This is a genomic window from Pelagibius litoralis (assembly GCF_011683915.1).
Taxonomy (GTDB): Bacteria; Pseudomonadota; Alphaproteobacteria; order Kiloniellales; family Kiloniellaceae; genus Pelagibius; species Pelagibius litoralis.
The window spans coordinates 1-15,083 of sequence record NZ_JAAQPH010000023.1 but is presented as its reverse complement, the minus strand read 5'-3'; the positions used below and the strand labels follow the sequence as shown (position 1 = coordinate 15,083).

Sequence of the window (15,083 nt, the reverse complement as noted above, 5' to 3'; positions counted from 1 at the left end):
CCGCCGGCAAAACCCGCTACTCAGCCGCCGACTGCGCAGCCTGCCAGCCTTTAAGGGCGTGAAGGGATTGTTCAAAGACCTCACAGATCCGCTTGACCTGCTGGGGCGTGTGCGACGCCGAGAGACTGCACCGCAGCAGACAGCTGCCGTCCGGCGTGCCCGGTGGAAGGGCCAGATTGACGTAGACGCCCGCTTCCAGCAGCGCATTCCACATGAAGACCGCAGCGGTTTCGTTCGGCATCTTAAGGGCAATGATGGGGCTGGCCTCCGCACAGACAGAAAAGCCGAGATCCATCAGACCCTTATAGAGCGCCCGCGCATTCTCCCATAGCTGTCGGCGCAGTTCGGGGCGGGAGCGGACCTTTTCGAGGGTCGCCAACACCGTGGCGATGCTCGACGGCGAGGAGGACGCCGTGAACATGTAAGGCCGGCTCGTATAACGCAGTCGCTCGAATCCAGGGTTGTCGGACGCCCCGAAGCCGCCGACGGCGCCCAGGCTTTTGCTGAAGGTACCGACGACGTAGTCGACCTCTTCCTCGACGCCTGCCGCCTCTGCAAGGCCTCGACCGCGTTCACCGAACACGCCCAGAGAATGCGCCTCATCGACCAGAAGCTCTACACCGTGGCGCTGCTTGACGTCGACAAACTCGTCGAGCGGCGCCTGATCACCAAGCATGCTGTAGATGCCCTCAACCACCACAAGCTTGCTTGCCGCCTCGCCATCGAGGCGCTCAAGACGCTTGTCCAGATCGGCCGGGGAATTGTGCCGAAAGCGGACAAGGGTGGCGCCGCTCAGCCGGCAGCCGTCGTAGATGCTGGCGTGAGAGTCCGCATCAAGCAGGATGATATCTTTGGGACCCGCCAGGCCGGCCAGAATTCCGAGGTTGGCCTGATAGCCGGTGGGAAAGACCATCGCCGAGCGCCGCCCCAGAAATGCGGCGATCTCCTCCTCCAATTCCCGGTGGCTCGCATAGGTACCGTTAGCGATACGCGACCCAGTCGTGCCGGTACCTTCACGGGCCAGCGCATCGGCCGCGGCGGCGATACAATCAGGATCGAAGGTCAGCCCCAGATAATTGTTGGTACCGACCAGGATGACGTCTCGACCGCCAATAATCGCCTCTGTCGCCGAGACAATACGATCCATACAGACATCAAAAGGGTCCCGGCCAAGGGCTAAAAGCCGCTTGTGACGCGCGGAAACCTGATCGTATTTATCTAATAGGCTCATTGGTCTGTTTCTTGTTGAGCTGAACAAGCACCACGTCCGCCAAATCCTGCAGCGAATTCACGTCTGGAAGCAGGCTGATGGGAATGTCGATTTCAAATCGGTCTTCGACCTCCATGACCAGATTCATGGCCGCGACGGAGTCCATAAAGAGATCCTCGGAAAGATCTGTTTCCGGCTTTAACTCGACACCTTTCGGATTAAAAGGCTCAAGCAGCTTTACGACCTCCACATGGACCTGTTCTGCAGCCCACTGCATATATCCCCACCTCTTTGCGTGATCTGGCTCAGAATGAAAGCCCGGGACTCATCGCCTGACGTTAAACGAAACGACTATGCGGCGTTCCTCTCCACTCACGACCGGTCCGTCAGAGCCAGCCTGCAGCCTTATACCATGCGAGAGTCTTTGAGAAACCCTCCTCGAAGCCTACGCGCGGCTGCCAGGAAATTAGCTCATCGAGCAGTTCATTCCGACAGACCCAGTCCGGATGAGCAATTTCGTTCACCTTGCCCTGGGAGAGGATAGGCGCGCTGCCGGTTACAGCAGCGGCAAAAACGCTGGCCGCCGCAACCAGCCGCTGCAGAGGGCGCGGTACGGCAATGCCACGCAACGGGCGACCCAATTGATGCTCAGCCATAGCAAGCATCTCGTCCCAGCTGTAACCACCCGCCCGGCCATCATGAACCTCCGCAACACAAGATCGCAAACCGCCATCCTGCAACAACGCCACCACGCCCGCGGCAAGGTCCTCGACATAAATCATCGAAAAACGTCCATCGCCACGCGGCAGCAGGGCAAATCCCCGGGAAAGCTGGCGAAATAGGTCGAAAGTCGCCCGATCCCCCGGCCCATAGACCACCGGCGGACGCAGTATCTGCCAATCCAGACCTTCCCCCTGCCGCCGCAGGCAATCCTCACCCAACCGTTTGCTCTCGGCGTAGGGCGAGACCTGTGGTTCGCGCGCGGCCAGAGAGGAGATCAGAACGAATTGCGGCGATTTGGTGCCGGCTGCGGCAACATCGACCAGACGCGCCGTTCCAACCCGGTTCACCGCATCGAAATCGCGCCGGCGACGCGCCGCCACCAATCCGGCACAGTGCACCACCGCATCGACATCAGTCACCAGTTCGGTGAGCGCTGCCTGCGATTCGAGCGACCCAACCACCGGCGTCACAGCAGACCCGAAGTCCGCCAAGCCGTCGCTACGCCGCGTCAGTGCCTTGACCCGCCAGCCGGCATCGACCAATTGCCGCAGGATATGTCCACCGACAAACCCCGTGGCACCGGTAAGAGCAACGCATCCTGCCACAGGCGTGGTTCCGTTCATGGCCTCTCGGGCTTCTCGTGGCATCCCGACAAGAAACCCTATTGCAAGCGGGTTGGACGGTCTACTTAGCCAGCGCGCGTTCTCAGATCAATCGCCTGACTGCGCGGCAGCAGAGCCGGTAAGTGGTTTTTGATCGACCGGGTAGCTTACATCGAAGATTTCGCCGGCGATGTAGTCCTGGCGCACAGCCGTGCGGCTGAGCTTGCCGGAAGAGGTGAACCTCAAGGTCTTCGGCGGCACCAGGACAATACGGCAGTCGGCACCACAGGTTTTACGGACCGTCGCGGCCGCCTGTTTGCGCAGGTTTTCGCGCGCGGCCGGATCATGCAGTCGGCATTGCAGGACAGCAACCATTTGCTCACCGCCGTCGGGCCCGATGACCGAGAAGCAAGCGACATCGCCGTCCCTGACGTCCTCAAGCGCCTCCACAGCCCACTCCACGTCCTGCGGCCAGATGTTGCGGCCATTCAGAATCACCAAGTCCTTGCGGCGACCGGTCACGATCAGGCGCCCTTCGGCCATGTAGCCAAGGTCGCCGGTATCCAGCCAGCCATCATCCGTCATCACCGCTGCAGTCGCCGCCGGATCGTTGAAGTAGCCGTCCATAACACTCGGCCCCTTGACCACAACTCGGCCAACGTAGCGATCCGGCAGCATATCGTTCTTCTCGCTGCGGACCTCCACCGCATGACCGGGCAGTGCGGTCCCGCAGTTCACAAAAGATCGCACCGCCCGATTTGATCCGTCAGGGTCGCGCCTGACCGTCGTCACGCCACCATTGGACGCGTAATGATCCTGGTTGACACGGTCGATCTCTGCTCCCTTGTCCAAGGCGGCAAAGGTTACCGCCAAGGTCGACTCCGCTAAGCCATAACTTGGCAAAAAGGCCTTGGATGAGAACCCCGTTACGCCAAAAGTATCGGCAAAGCGCTTTAGGATCTCCGCACGCACCATATCGCCGCCGATACCGGCAATGCGCCAACGCTCGAGATCGAGGTCCTTGGCCGAGCCGTTGAGTCCACGGCGTACACAAAGCTCGTAGCCAAAGGTTGGGCTGAAGGAAATCGTTCCGCCGTACTGTGACAACAGTTTGAGCCAGGTGAGCGGCCGCAGCGCGAAACTCTTGGTAGAAAGGTAGTCAACGGTGATCTGGCTCAACATCGGCGTGAGGCAGAAGCCGACCAACCCCATGTCGTGATAGAGCGGCAGCCAGGAAGTGCTGCGATCGCCGCTACGCAGTTTCAAACCGTGCCGGCTGATGCCGCGCGCATTGGCGGTGATAGCCCGCTGGGAGACGAAGACGCCGCGCGGTAGGCTGGTACTGCCGGAGGAGTATTGGACGTAGCAAGGCTCATGCGCGGCCAAAGGCCGGAGATCACCGCCCGCGTGCGGCAGCGCGTAAAAGTCCGCCGGCGTGCCGATCATCTTGAGGGTACCGGCCGCCTCGGTCAGGTAGTGGATCATCTCCGGCGGACCGACAGCGACCTCCGCCCCCGCCCTTGTAATCATGGAACGCAGACGCTCGACATAGGCCTCATGGCTGCCGAGATGGATCGGTAAAGGCAGGGGAACGGGAATCAGGCCGGCGTACTGGCAAGCGAAAAAGAAAATCGGGAAATCTGGAACCGTGTCGGCAACAATCGCCACCCGGGCGCCAGGCTGCAATCCTGCCTTGTCGAAACGCTGCGCAAGCACAACCGCCCGCTCTCGCAACTCTCGATAAGTTAAAGCCTGTTGAAGCTCACCTCTAGATGAGAAAAAATTATAACCAGTCCGCCCTTTAGCTGCATAATCCAAACCTTCGACCAAAGATTCAAAGTCTGACACAACGATAGGCAAGTTCTCATTTATGGATTCTGCGGCGTTCACCATATAAACTCTTGCATCGGCCTATTTTTATTTGGACAGTTGAGCTGTTTTTACTCTTCTGAAAACAACTATAACTCTCACAAAACACTCACCACCCTGCACTACTGGGCGCGCATTGATACTGTGTATTTCCAGCGGACAGAAAGGGACCACTGAGAAATTCGAGATAGTCCGTTTAGTTCGGGAAGTCCCAGCCAAATGACCGCGTCGCGCCCCTCAACCTCTCAAAAGCAGCTCTATATGCATTTAGACGGGCGAATCCCGTTCTTTTGAACGTTGCTGCAAGCAGTCGCCTGCACAGCCTATAAAAGGATGCCGCACTTGCGGCGAAAGTTTCAATCCTGTGACATATGATCATAGCCTTTGAAGATCAATAACTGTTTGGACAAAGTTCCACTGTAGCCTGCCGGCGCGGGGCGTGCCGGGAACAGCGCCTAGCGGCCGGACTGTTATACTACGTGCCTTGACCCTGTAAACAGAGCGGCTAGGGGATGGATCTGGCCTTTTCGTCGGATCGCTCGATGGAATGGAGCCTCTTTTCTCAGGGAAAGGTGCGTTCGCCTACCGTTGTAGTACTCGGCGTAAGGCAGTGTCAGAGCAAATTGCTTGAGCGTCGAAAGCGCGTCTCGTAGCGTCCTCGGATGAGAAATCCGTTCCGATACTCCAAGATGTCGCCCGAGGTCATCCCCCTGGCAGTGATGATGATGATGTATATCCGTTATCCGCTGTCGCTGCGGCAGGTCGAAGATTTGCTGTTCGAGCGTGGCATCGATATTTGTCATGAGACTGTGCGGTTCCGGTGGAACCGGTTTGGGCCGATGTTCGCCGCGGAGATCAGAAAGCGGCGCGTTCATCAACGATTGTATTCGCATTGGTGCTGGCATCTGGACGAGGTGTTCGTGCGGATCAATGGGCAGACCCATTACCTTTGGCGCGCCGTGGACCACGAAGGCGAGGTGTTGGAAGTCTTTGCCTCGAAGCGTCGGGATCACAAGACTGCTCTGAAGTTTCTTAAGCGTTTGATGAAACGTTATGGTCAGACGAAGGCAATCGTGACAAACCGGCTTCGATCTTACGGCGCAGCGATGAAAGCTATGGGAATTGTGGCGCGGCGGGAGTGCGGCCGTTGGCTCAATAACCGGGCTGAGAACTCACATAAACCGTTCCGACGACGAGAGATGGCGATGACCAGGTTCAGGGACGTTAGGGCGCCCCAGAAGTTTGCCGCTGTCCACGCCTCGATCCACAATCATTTCAATCAGGACCGCCATCTCAATCGCCGCGACAACTTCAAAAAGAACCGGTCTGATGCCTGGCGGAGTGGCGCCAGTTGGCGGCCTGAACGCCTCGGATCGGCGCCGCTCACTGGCCGAATCAGGTTTGTCTGACAGTGCCGTCCAAAGCCAAGCTGCTGAAGGTGCGGTCGCTGCGCGGTCGCGACAATCCGACCACCGCAAGATCGCCGAAGAAGGATCTACCCTTCGTTCCCCTGCCTCATAGGGCACAGGCCGCAAGCGCAGCTTCATCCGGTAAAAGACCCAAGCCCATCCCACCCGGCGGGGCAAGACAGCCATCGGCGATCGGCAACGATGGCGCCCCTCCCCTCAGCAGCCTCGTGATGCGGTTTTGCGCGCGGTGCAACTCCACCGGCCCCTGATCGACGGCGCCGCACATCCAATGGATATTCACGATATCCCAGCCGCCGGCCGGACTGACCGTCCTGCCACTCCGCCGGGCTTTTTGGGCCACCGTGATCGCGGCCCCGATCCCACCGGCGAACACCGCGTTCGGCTGCAAGACAGAGACCCCGGCAACCTCCAGCTGACGAAACCGCTCCATCGACTGCTCCATCTGCCCGGCCCCGATCGGATGGACCCTGTCCGCTGCCAACGCCGCCAGCGCACCCGGGTTATTGCCGTGTACCGGTTCTTCGAACCAGGCCAGTCCCAGATCGGCCGTCCGCCTTTGAAAGTTACGCGCAGCATCGAGATCATAGCCGCAATTGGCGTCGACGATCAGATCGGCCCGGTCTCCAATCGCCGCCCGTACCGCGCGCACCCGATCCGCATCTTCCGCGACGCTGCGCCCCCTGGCGGCAACGAGCACTTTTACACCGGCGGCTCCGCCCGCTATCTCTTTTGCGCAGGCGGCGGCCAGCGCTTCGGTGCTGAGAGCCGGAAACCCGCAGGTCACGTGCACAGGCGCCGCCGCCCGACGCCCACCGAGCAGGGCCGCAAGCGAGACACCCGCCGACTTGGCGCGCAGATCGTGCAACGCAATATCGAGCGTCGAGAACGCCGACACCACGACGCCGGTCATCTGCCGTGGATTGAAACGCCGCATGAGGTTCGATGAAAAATTCGGTTCGGCCAGCGGATCACATCCGACCAGCGCCTCTGCGACCGACCCGTTAAGGAAATGCGCCACTTCGGCGGCCAAAAACCTACCAGTATAGCCCTCGCCTTCGCAGCCGTCCGACAGACGCAGCCGCAGCCGCACGAACACGAAACTATCAGCGCCCGCATAGGGCTCGGGATCTTCAGCCGCCGCGGGGGGCCTGTGAACCCTGGCCTCGACAGCCGCAATGCCCGGCATTACCGTTCCGGCGCCGTCCGCCGCCGGCGGGCACGCATTTCACTGATGAACGGCAGCGAGATGGAGAGCATTGTCAAAAACAGGAAGGTCAACACGATCGGCCGCTCGAGAAAGCCGAACCAGGAATGATCGAAAATGATCAGCGACTGCTTTAGCGTTCCTTCGACAAGCTTACCAAGGATCAGCCCCATGATAATCGGCGCTGCCGAAAATCCGAAGCGCTGCATGATGAAACCCAGGACCCCGGCGGTGATCATGACCCAGATATCCAGCATCGCCTGTTCAAGGGCATAGGAACCGACGCAGGCAAGGATGAACACCGCGGGCCAGAGGTATTCGGTCGGGATCAGGGTGATGCGCGCAAAGACCTTGGCCCCGAGGAATCCGAAGGCCGCGAAGGCGAAATTGGCGATCAGCATCGCCAGGAAGATCGAATAGAGCAGCGCCGGCTGCTCGGTGAAGAGATGCGGACCCGGACGCAGCCCGTGCACCAGGAGCGCTCCGAGAATGATGGCCGTCGTGGCGCTGCCGGGGATGCCCAACGCCAGCGTAGGCACCATCGCCGCGCCGGTTGCGGCGTTGTTGGCCGCCTCGGGACCCGCGATTCCGCGCAGGTCGCCTTTGCCGAACTGCGACTTGTCCTTGGCAAAACGCTTGGCCTCATTGTAGCCCATCATTGCAGCCACCGTGCCGCCTTCAGCCGGCAAAAGCCCGATGAACGAGCCGATACCGCAAGACCGTGCGATGGTGCCCAGACAGTATTTGATATCCTGGCGCGTGGGCAGCTTTACGGCATTCAAAGGCACACGGAAGCGCTTTTGATCCAGCTTGCCGGATTGCTTGATGAACTCCGCACCGGCAAAGAGGCCGATCATCACCGGGATAAAGTGGATACCCTCCGACAACGCCCAATTGCCGAAGGTGAAGCGCTCAATCCCCGTGGTAAAATCCATGCCGACCGTTGCGATCAGCACGCCGATGGCGCCGCCGATGAGATTCTTGAGCGCGCTTTCGCCGCTGATCGTGGCCAGCATCGACAGGCCGAACACCGCCAGCGCAAAGTATTCCGGCGGGCCGAAGTTATAAGCAACACGCGACAGCAGCGGCGCGGCGACAATCAACACGATGACTGAAAAAATGCCGCCGATCACGCTTGATACGGCGGCCAGGCCCAGCGCCTTCCCGGCATAGCCTTTCTGGGCAAGCGGATAGCCGTCGAAAGCCGTGGCCGCCGCCGGCGGCGCACCCGGCGCGTTCACCAGGATCGCCGTGATCGAACCCCCGAAGGTCCCGGCGCAGTAAAGTGCCGACAGCAGGGCGATTGCCGGGATCGGTTCCATGGTGAGCGTGAACGGCAGCAGTAGTGCGGTCGCCATGGTCGAACTCAGCCCCGGCATCGCCCCCACCAGGACACCGCCAAGGGTTCCGAGGATCACGACGCCCAGAAGATAGGGATCGGAAAACGCCGATAGTGCTGTAAGAAAAGCCTCCATCCGGGCTGTCGTCCTTGTTCTGCCGGCACCATTCAGTCGGCGCCGAGTTTCAGAATATTGAATCGATGAGATTTTCGATCACACCGGGTGGAAAGTAGACGCCGAGCCCGACATCGAAGATCAGATACACCGCCAGCGGAAAGGTCAGCGCATAAACGACAAGCTTTGCCGACGGCTTTTCTCCCCAGACGATGGGCATCACCAGGCAAAACAGCATCATCGCCGCCAAGGACCCGAGCGTCCCGAAAGCGATGACGAAGGTGATCATGAGTGCTCCCGTCATCAGCATGACGAGTTTCGGTGTGCGCCGGGCCGGTTCGGTCTGGCCGAATCCCAGGGCCATCATCAACATCGTCAGCACGGCAATAATCGTCAGGACAAGCCTTGGAAAGGTTGCGGGCTGCACGTTCTGCGCAAGAGCCGCCGGCGCTTCCGCGATCCCCAACGAGGCCCAGTACGTGACAGCGCAGAAGGCCAACAGCACCACGCCGACAAGGAAGTCGCGCGGCAGACGGCCCGTTTCCACAGGCCGCCCGCTCTCGGTTTCCGCGCTCATCAGATCAGGCCGAGTTCCTTAAGAGCCGTCTCGCTCTCAACAAAAATACGCTCGATATGGGCGTTCCATTCGTCCATGCCAACGACCGAACTCGAGGTCATGCCGCCACTTTGAAGATAGCTCTGATAGGCCGAATGGCCCATTGCGGCGATGAGGCCTTCTTCGAGGACCTTCATGCGATCCTCCGGCACGCCCGACAGCGCGGCGAACCCCCGCACCGTCGAGGCATAGGCAGCGATCCCCTGCTCGGCCGCCGTCGGAACGTCCGGGATGCCGGAAATACGCTCTGCGGACAACGCAACGACTGGCTTTAGATCGCCTGCAGCGAACTGGCTTTCCCCTTCGGCATAGTTGAGGATCGCAAGATCGACATTGCCGCCCACCAGGCTGGTGACGATATCGCCACCGCCCTGGAACGGCACGATCGTGTAGGGAATGCCTTCGGCTTTCTTGCAGAAATTGTGGATGCCGACATGGTCCGCTCCACCGGCAAAGGTCGTGCCCCACTTCAGACCGCCACTGGCTTCGGCGGAGGCGCGGATCACATCCTGCAGCGAGCTGATCGGACTGTTTGTCGGTACCGCAATCACCGTGGGATCATCGGTCGCGCGTGCAATGCCCGCGATCTGGTCGATGGTCAAAGGCACCTTCTTCTGAATGATCTGGAAGATGTGACTCTGGGTGATGGTCAGAAAGGTATGGCCGTCGCGCGGTTGCCCGTTGGCGTACATCAGCGCCGCCGCGCCGCTGCCGCCACGCTTGCTGACGACAACCATATCCTGGTCGAAGACGCGGCGCGCACGCAGCATCATCATCCTTGTCGTGATATCGGTCCCGCCGCCGGGTCCGGCATGGGTGACAACGTTCAGTGTCTTGCTGGGAAACGCGTCCTGAGCGAAAGCGGCTGTCGGAAGTGATATACCTGCAGCAACGCTGCCAAGTGCCGCGGTAACGCCAAGGAAATCACGGCGCGTGGGGTTCGATAAGTCTCTCATGTCTTCCTCCCTTAGTGAATGACCGGCCCTTGTTCTGCGAGCCTTGTTTGATCTGCGCGACATGGGTCGGCGCCTTCATTGCAGTCCTAGTTCGACCTCGCGATATCGCTTTTGGGGTGCTCTTCTGCCGTGCTGCCATCGGAAAGGGTCTTCAGGAACCGGTCGAGACCTGATTCGACGTGATGCGTCGCAGCCCTCCGCGCCGCACCTGAATCTCCCGCCGCGATGGCGGCCACGATGTTGGCATGTTCATTTATCGACTGGGCGATATTCGGCGACACGGACAGCCCACGACGGCGGAAAAGATGCATTTCCTTGACCAACCCATCGTAGACGCCCTTGGCCTTCGGGTTCTGCGCACCCGCAAGAATCATGTCATGGAAGGCGATGTTCAAATCGTAGTATGCCGGGCGATCGTCGCGGTCATATGCCTTGCGCATATCCTCAAGATTTTTCTGCAGTGCCGCGATCAGCGCCTCGTCCCACTCGCCCGCCATCCGCCGCGCCACCGCAGCACAGCCCATGGCAAAGATCGCGCCTCGCAGATCGTAGAGATTGCAGATGTCGTCTACCGTGAGCTGATGCACAAAGGCGCCCCGGTTTGCCACCAGGACGATAAGTCCCGAATCCGCAAGCGAGCGAATCGCCTCGCGCACCGTCCCGCGGCTCACGCCCATCACGTTCGCCAACGCAACTTCATTGAGCTTCTGGCCGGGCTCGAGTTCGCCGGCGAGAATCCAGCGCTCGATCTCAGAGCGCACCTCCCCGGCAAGCGTCTCACGGCGGGCGCCGATGATTTTAGACACTGTCATCATGACACCATAGAAAACGCGGCTTGCCTCATTTTGTCAACATTTAACATTTATATTGTCAACATTAATGGCAGTGCCTATTAAATAGGGAAGTCCAAACCACGGCCGGAGCAAGCCGATGACCAACCCAACGGCCGCAAATCAGGCGGAAAACGGCGCAGAGACGGAACCGGCGCGGGCCCCATCCCGGACCCCACCGGCAAGCTCGGCGCTCCAGAATATCCGGGTGCTTGATCTAACCCGCGTGCGCTCAGGACCGACCTGCGTGCGGCAGCTTGCCGATTGGGGGGCCGATGTCATCAAGATCGAGACGCCGGTGGATGCTGCACAGCTGGGCGGCCCGCGTAGCGGTCCCGACTTCCAGAATCTCCACCGCAACAAGCGCAGCCTGACGCTGAATTTGAAATCGCCCGCCGGGAAAGCGGCGTTCCGACGCCTTACCGATACCGCCGATGTGGTGGTCGAGAACTTTCGGCCCAATGTCAAAAAGCGCCTGGGCATCGACTACGACACGCTTGCGGTAACCAACCCCGGCCTCGTCTACGCCTCAATTTCCGGGTTCGGCCAGGACGGACCCTACGCGGAACGCCCCGGCTTCGACCAGATTGCCCAGGGCATGGGCGGGCTGATGTCGATCACCGGAAAACCCGGCGAAGGGCCGATGCGGGTAGGCATCCCGATCGCCGATCTCAGTGCGGGGCTTCTGGCTGCGCAAGGCATTCTGCTTGCGCTGCTCGAACGCGCGGTGTCGGGACAAGGTCAATGGGTTCAGACCTCCCTGTTGCAGGCGCAGGTCTTCATGCTGGATTTTCAGGGTGCACGCTATCTTGTCGACAATGACGTGCCGAAACAGGCCGGCAACAATCACCCCACCTCGATCCCGACGGGCGTGTTCCGCACCGGCGACGGCCATATGAACCTCGCCGTCGCAGGCGAAGATATCTGGAAGCGGTTCGCCAGAGCGCTGGGGCGCGAGAACTGGACAACCGATGAGCGCTTTGAGACCGCCCCTGCCCGGTCAGAAAACCGCGACGCTCTTGGCGCCGAGATCGAAACGATCACACAGTCTAAATCCACCGCCGAATGGATAGAGATCATGAACGCCGCAGGCGTCCCGGCCGGCGAGATCAACGACATCGGTCAGGTGTTTCGCGACCCACAGGTCCGCCACCTGGGCCTGGCTCAGCCGGTCACCAGCCACGAGCGCGGCAACACCCATCTGATCGGCCAACCGATCATCATGAGCCGGACGCCAAGCCGGATCGTCGCCCCGCCGCCCACGGCCGGCCAGCACAGCAACGAGATTCTCGCCGAGCTCGGCTACACAAAGGACGATATCAGGGACATGAAGCGCGATGGCGCGATCTAAATGGGACAAACTTCCATGACCGACAAAGTACTCACGGAACGCAACGGCGACATCGCCCGGATCATCTTCAACCAGCCGGAGAAGCGCAACGCGGTTTCCCTGGAGATGTGGGAGGCCGTCGAGACGGCGCTGGAGGCGTTTGCCGAAGACCCCTCGGTGCGCATCCTCATTCTCTCAGGCGCGGGCGGCAAGGCGTTCGTTTCGGGTGCCGATATCTCAAAATTCGAAACTGAACGCGCAGATGAAAAGGCCGTCGCCCACTACAATACGACCACAAAGCGCGTCTACACTGCGGTCGAGGGGTTTCCAAAACCGACAATCGCGCAGATTGACGGGTTTTGCGTCGGCGGCGGTGTCGCACTGGCACTGTGTTGCGACCTTCGGATTTGCGGCGAAGGCTCGCAATTCGCCATCCCGGCGGCGAAGCTCGGGCTGGGCTATGGTTTTGCCGGAATCAACCGCCTTGTCAATATCGTGGGGCCCGCCTTTGCAAAGGAGATCTTCTTCACCGCCCGCCGCTTCGACGCCGAGGATGCCCGCATCATGGGTCTCGTCAATCGGATCGTGCCGGATGGTGCGGTAAGGCAGGCCGCCGAGGAAACGGCCGCGATGATCGCCGCCAATGCGCCAATGACCGTCGGCTCGGTGAAGTTCATCATCGGCGAAACGCTCAAGGACGAAAGCGCGCGCGACCTCGCCGCCTGCGAACAACGGGTGAAGGAATGCTTCGACAGTTCCGACTACATTGAGGGACGCCGCGCCTTTCTGGAAAAGCGCAAGCCGCTCTTCGCGGGCTCATGATGGCGGTCAGACCCCGGCGGATCGATGCCGACGCGGCCCGCGCTCATTTCGAAACAGCGCTGGCCGAACACAGCCAGGATTTCGAGACGTTCTTTCTGGCGCGGTTTCTCGGCCTTTCATTCGAGTACCTGCCCGAGGACGCTCCGGATACGGAAAAGGAAATCTGCCGTGTGACCTTTCCGGTCAGTGAAATGGTGATGAACCCACAGGGCAGTCTGCACGGCGGCGCGATGGCCAGCGCGATGGATATCTCGATGGGCCATCTCGTCAAAAAAGTGGCCGACGCCGGTGCGACGATCGAGCTGAAGATTCAATTCATGCGCCCGGTACCTCCGGGCCAGGCAACGTGCGAAGGACGCTTCACCCGCCGCGGACGCAGCATCTCTTTCATGGAAAGCCGGCTCTGGGGTGAGGACGGCAAGCTGGCCGCGCTTGCGACGGCCACCTGGAAAATGCCATAACCACGGCACAGCAAGGATTGAGAGACAGTGAATATAGATCCCAGGCTGCTCGAAGAGATTCGCAGCCGCTTTGCCCATGTGGACAGTTGCCCGTTTGACGGCCCACGCGTGTTCTTCGAAAATGCCGGCGGCGCGCTTACCCTGAATGCCGTGGTCACGAAGTCCGCCGAGATGGCCGCCATCCCTGACAATCAGGGACGGGACAATCCGGCATCCCACGCGCTTCAGTCCATGATCGATGAAGCCAAACGCGATACCCGGATTTTCTTCAACGCACCGGAAGGCCAGATCTTCGTGGGCGAAAGCGGAACCGAGCTGTTGTTCCGGCTGATCAGCGCCGCCTGCCTCGGCAGCCCAGGCGGCGGCCGGGTCGTTGGCAGCTCGCTGGAGCATCCGGCCACACGCAGCGCCTGCGACCGCTGGACCCGCGAGACCGGTAAGGGCTATTTCGTTGCCCCTCATGATTCGAACAGCGGATCCGTGGGGCCAGAGGCCTATCTGCCCTATCTCACCCCGGACACCCGCGTCGCCACGATCCTTCATACCTCGCCCGTCACTGGAATGTCGGTGGACGTAGCCGCGATTGCCGCTGCAATCCGCGCTGTGGCGCCGGACTGCTTGATCATCGTCGATGGCATTCAGCACGCAGCTCACGGCCGGCTTAACGTCGACAGCTACGACATCGACGGTTATGTGATCTCGCCATACAAAGTGTTCTCCCGTCATGGCTATGGACTGGCTTGGATATCGGACAGGCTTGCCGCCCTGCCCCATGATCACCTGCTGGACGCCCCGGGCGCGCCCTGGGAACTCGGCACAAGGGACACCGGCGCCTATGCAACCTTCTCAGAGGTCGTGCGTTATTTCGAATGGCTGGGCGAACACTTCACCGCTTCGTCCGACCGGCGAGAGCGCATCCAGGCCGCCGGGGAAGCGATTCATGCCCATGAGAAGCGGCTGACCGACGCGATGCTTTACGGCACCGGCAATCTTAAGGGACTGGCCGACATGCCGCGCGTTCGGATCATTGGCGGCGTCGATAACCCGCGCCGCGAGGGGCTTGTCTCAATGGTCGTCGACGGTGCGGCCTCAGAAGACGTTGTGACGCGCCTGCGCGAGAACGGCATCCGGGTACACACGCGCAAGGCCGACCACTACTCCGGCAACATCCTGCGCCCCCTAGGGCTTGCCTCCTGCATCAGGGTGTCAATGTGTCACTACAACACCGAACACGAAGTAGCGCAGTTCCTGGCCGCGATGCACGATATCGCTGAATAGCCAGACGGAGATGAACTCTTCACCATGATCCAGGTGGCTGGATAAAAAGGCGTACAGTTCTCCGATCGCCACGCCAAGTTCTGCCAGATGCACCTGCGTGCCGTTGCTCATCTCGACAAAGATGTGCGTATCGCCAATGGTACCGCTGATAATTTTTGATTAGATCCGATCTAGGGTCAGGACTCAATTGAGCCACCATGTGATGATTGCGGCGATGAAGACGGCAGATAGGAAAGTATCTGCGCGTTTGTCGTATCGGGTGGCGATTCTTCGGAAATCTTTGAGCCGACAGAACATG

The 15,083-nt window shown here is 60.4% G+C and carries 14 protein-coding genes and 1 pseudogene; 5 read left to right on the top strand and 10 right to left on the bottom strand.

The window, feature by feature from the left end; translation table 11 throughout:
* Positions 1–16: 16 nt before the first annotated feature.
* The 4 genes from spt to HBA54_RS23140 form a co-directional block, all read right to left on the bottom strand.
* Positions 17–1,231, bottom strand: a complete 1,215-nt coding sequence (spt, locus tag HBA54_RS23155) for a serine palmitoyltransferase (RefSeq protein ID WP_167229182.1) — start codon at positions 1,229–1,231, stop codon at positions 17–19.
* The gene (locus HBA54_RS23150; RefSeq protein WP_167229180.1) at positions 1,215–1,487 is read right to left on the bottom strand and encodes an acyl carrier protein; all 273 of its coding nucleotides are present in this window, start codon (positions 1,485–1,487) and stop codon (positions 1,215–1,217) included. The genes spt and HBA54_RS23150 overlap by 17 nt, the downstream gene beginning before the upstream one ends.
* 109 nt (positions 1,488–1,596) lie before the next feature.
* Positions 1,597–2,556, bottom strand: coding sequence for an NAD-dependent epimerase/dehydratase family protein (locus tag HBA54_RS23145; protein ID WP_167229178.1), 960 nt, complete (start codon positions 2,554–2,556; stop codon positions 1,597–1,599).
* Positions 2,557–2,643: 87 nt separating this feature from the next.
* Positions 2,644–4,428: a fatty acyl-AMP ligase gene (locus HBA54_RS23140; RefSeq protein ID WP_167229176.1), complete on the bottom strand. Its 1,785-nt coding sequence runs from the start codon at positions 4,426–4,428 to the stop codon at positions 2,644–2,646.
* 665 nt (positions 4,429–5,093) lie between these two features.
* Between HBA54_RS23140 and HBA54_RS23135 the strand changes: the two genes are divergently transcribed.
* On the top strand, positions 5,094–5,813 hold the full coding sequence (locus HBA54_RS23135; protein ID WP_205944863.1) for an IS6 family transposase: 720 nt from the start codon (positions 5,094–5,096) through the stop codon (positions 5,811–5,813).
* 106 nt (positions 5,814–5,919) lie between these two features.
* Here the strand turns inward: HBA54_RS23135 and HBA54_RS23130 are convergent, their stop codons facing one another.
* The 5 genes from HBA54_RS23130 to HBA54_RS23110 all read right to left on the bottom strand — a co-directional run bounded on the left by HBA54_RS23130 (position 5,920) and on the right by HBA54_RS23110 (position 10,870).
* Positions 5,920–7,020 (bottom strand): mandelate racemase/muconate lactonizing enzyme family protein, encoded by a 1,101-nt coding sequence (locus tag HBA54_RS23130; RefSeq protein WP_167229174.1) that lies wholly within the window; start codon positions 7,018–7,020, stop codon positions 5,920–5,922.
* Positions 7,020–8,513 (bottom strand): tripartite tricarboxylate transporter permease, encoded by a 1,494-nt coding sequence (locus HBA54_RS23125; RefSeq protein ID WP_167229172.1) that lies wholly within the window; start codon positions 8,511–8,513, stop codon positions 7,020–7,022. Before HBA54_RS23125 ends, HBA54_RS23130 begins: the two co-directional genes overlap by 1 nt.
* 49 nt (positions 8,514–8,562) lie before the next feature.
* A complete protein-coding gene (locus HBA54_RS23120) occupies positions 8,563–9,069 on the bottom strand; it encodes a tripartite tricarboxylate transporter TctB family protein (protein WP_167229170.1) in 507 nt (168 codons plus the stop codon).
* The gene (locus HBA54_RS23115; RefSeq protein WP_167229168.1) at positions 9,069–10,064 is read right to left on the bottom strand and encodes a Bug family tripartite tricarboxylate transporter substrate binding protein; all 996 of its coding nucleotides are present in this window, start codon (positions 10,062–10,064) and stop codon (positions 9,069–9,071) included. The genes HBA54_RS23120 and HBA54_RS23115 overlap by 1 nt, the downstream gene beginning before the upstream one ends.
* 86 nt (positions 10,065–10,150) lie before the next feature.
* Entirely contained in the window at positions 10,151–10,870 is a 720-nt protein-coding gene (locus HBA54_RS23110) for a GntR family transcriptional regulator (protein ID WP_205944862.1), read from the bottom strand.
* 226 nt (positions 10,871–11,096) lie between these two features.
* Between HBA54_RS23110 and HBA54_RS23105 the strand changes: the two genes are divergently transcribed.
* The 4 genes from HBA54_RS23105 to HBA54_RS23090 are packed head-to-tail and all read left to right on the top strand — an operon-like array spanning position 11,097 to position 14,785.
* A complete protein-coding gene (locus HBA54_RS23105; protein WP_322096104.1) occupies positions 11,097–12,245 on the top strand; it encodes a CaiB/BaiF CoA transferase family protein in 1,149 nt (382 codons plus the stop codon).
* A gap of 15 nt (positions 12,246–12,260) precedes the next feature.
* Positions 12,261–13,046, top strand: coding sequence for an enoyl-CoA hydratase (locus HBA54_RS23100; RefSeq protein ID WP_167229162.1), 786 nt, complete (start codon positions 12,261–12,263; stop codon positions 13,044–13,046).
* Positions 13,043–13,507, top strand: a complete 465-nt coding sequence (locus tag HBA54_RS23095) for a PaaI family thioesterase (RefSeq protein WP_167229160.1) — start codon at positions 13,043–13,045, stop codon at positions 13,505–13,507. The genes HBA54_RS23100 and HBA54_RS23095 overlap by 4 nt, the downstream gene beginning before the upstream one ends.
* A 27-nt stretch (positions 13,508–13,534) precedes the next feature.
* On the top strand, positions 13,535–14,785 hold the full coding sequence (locus tag HBA54_RS23090) for an aminotransferase class V-fold PLP-dependent enzyme (protein WP_167229158.1): 1,251 nt from the start codon (positions 13,535–13,537) through the stop codon (positions 14,783–14,785).
* A gap of 183 nt (positions 14,786–14,968) precedes the next feature.
* Here the strand turns inward: HBA54_RS23090 and HBA54_RS23085 are convergent.
* Positions 14,969–15,083 (bottom strand): annotated as a pseudogene (locus HBA54_RS23085) (IS5/IS1182 family transposase); the annotation flags it as partial.

Coding starts and splice junctions, on each gene's coding strand:
- HBA54_RS23115 (WP_167229168.1), bottom strand. CDS start 10,064: ATGAGAGACTTATCGAACCCCACGCGCCGTGATTTCCTTGGCGTTACC.
- HBA54_RS23100 (WP_167229162.1), top strand. CDS start 12,261: ATGACCGACAAAGTACTCACGGAACGCAACGGCGACATCGCCCGGATC.
- HBA54_RS23150 (WP_167229180.1), bottom strand. CDS start 1,487: ATGCAGTGGGCTGCAGAACAGGTCCATGTGGAGGTCGTAAAGCTGCTT.
- HBA54_RS23095 (WP_167229160.1), top strand. CDS start 13,043: ATGATGGCGGTCAGACCCCGGCGGATCGATGCCGACGCGGCCCGCGCT.
- HBA54_RS23135 (WP_205944863.1), top strand. CDS start 5,094: ATGTCGCCCGAGGTCATCCCCCTGGCAGTGATGATGATGATGTATATC.
- HBA54_RS23120 (WP_167229170.1), bottom strand. CDS start 9,069: ATGAGCGCGGAAACCGAGAGCGGGCGGCCTGTGGAAACGGGCCGTCTG.
- spt (WP_167229182.1), bottom strand. CDS start 1,231: ATGAGCCTATTAGATAAATACGATCAGGTTTCCGCGCGTCACAAGCGG.
- HBA54_RS23145 (WP_167229178.1), bottom strand. CDS start 2,556: ATGAACGGAACCACGCCTGTGGCAGGATGCGTTGCTCTTACCGGTGCC.
- HBA54_RS23130 (WP_167229174.1), bottom strand. CDS start 7,020: ATGCCGGGCATTGCGGCTGTCGAGGCCAGGGTTCACAGGCCCCCCGCG.
- HBA54_RS23140 (WP_167229176.1), bottom strand. CDS start 4,428: ATGGTGAACGCCGCAGAATCCATAAATGAGAACTTGCCTATCGTTGTG.
- HBA54_RS23125 (WP_167229172.1), bottom strand. CDS start 8,513: ATGGAGGCTTTTCTTACAGCACTATCGGCGTTTTCCGATCCCTATCTT.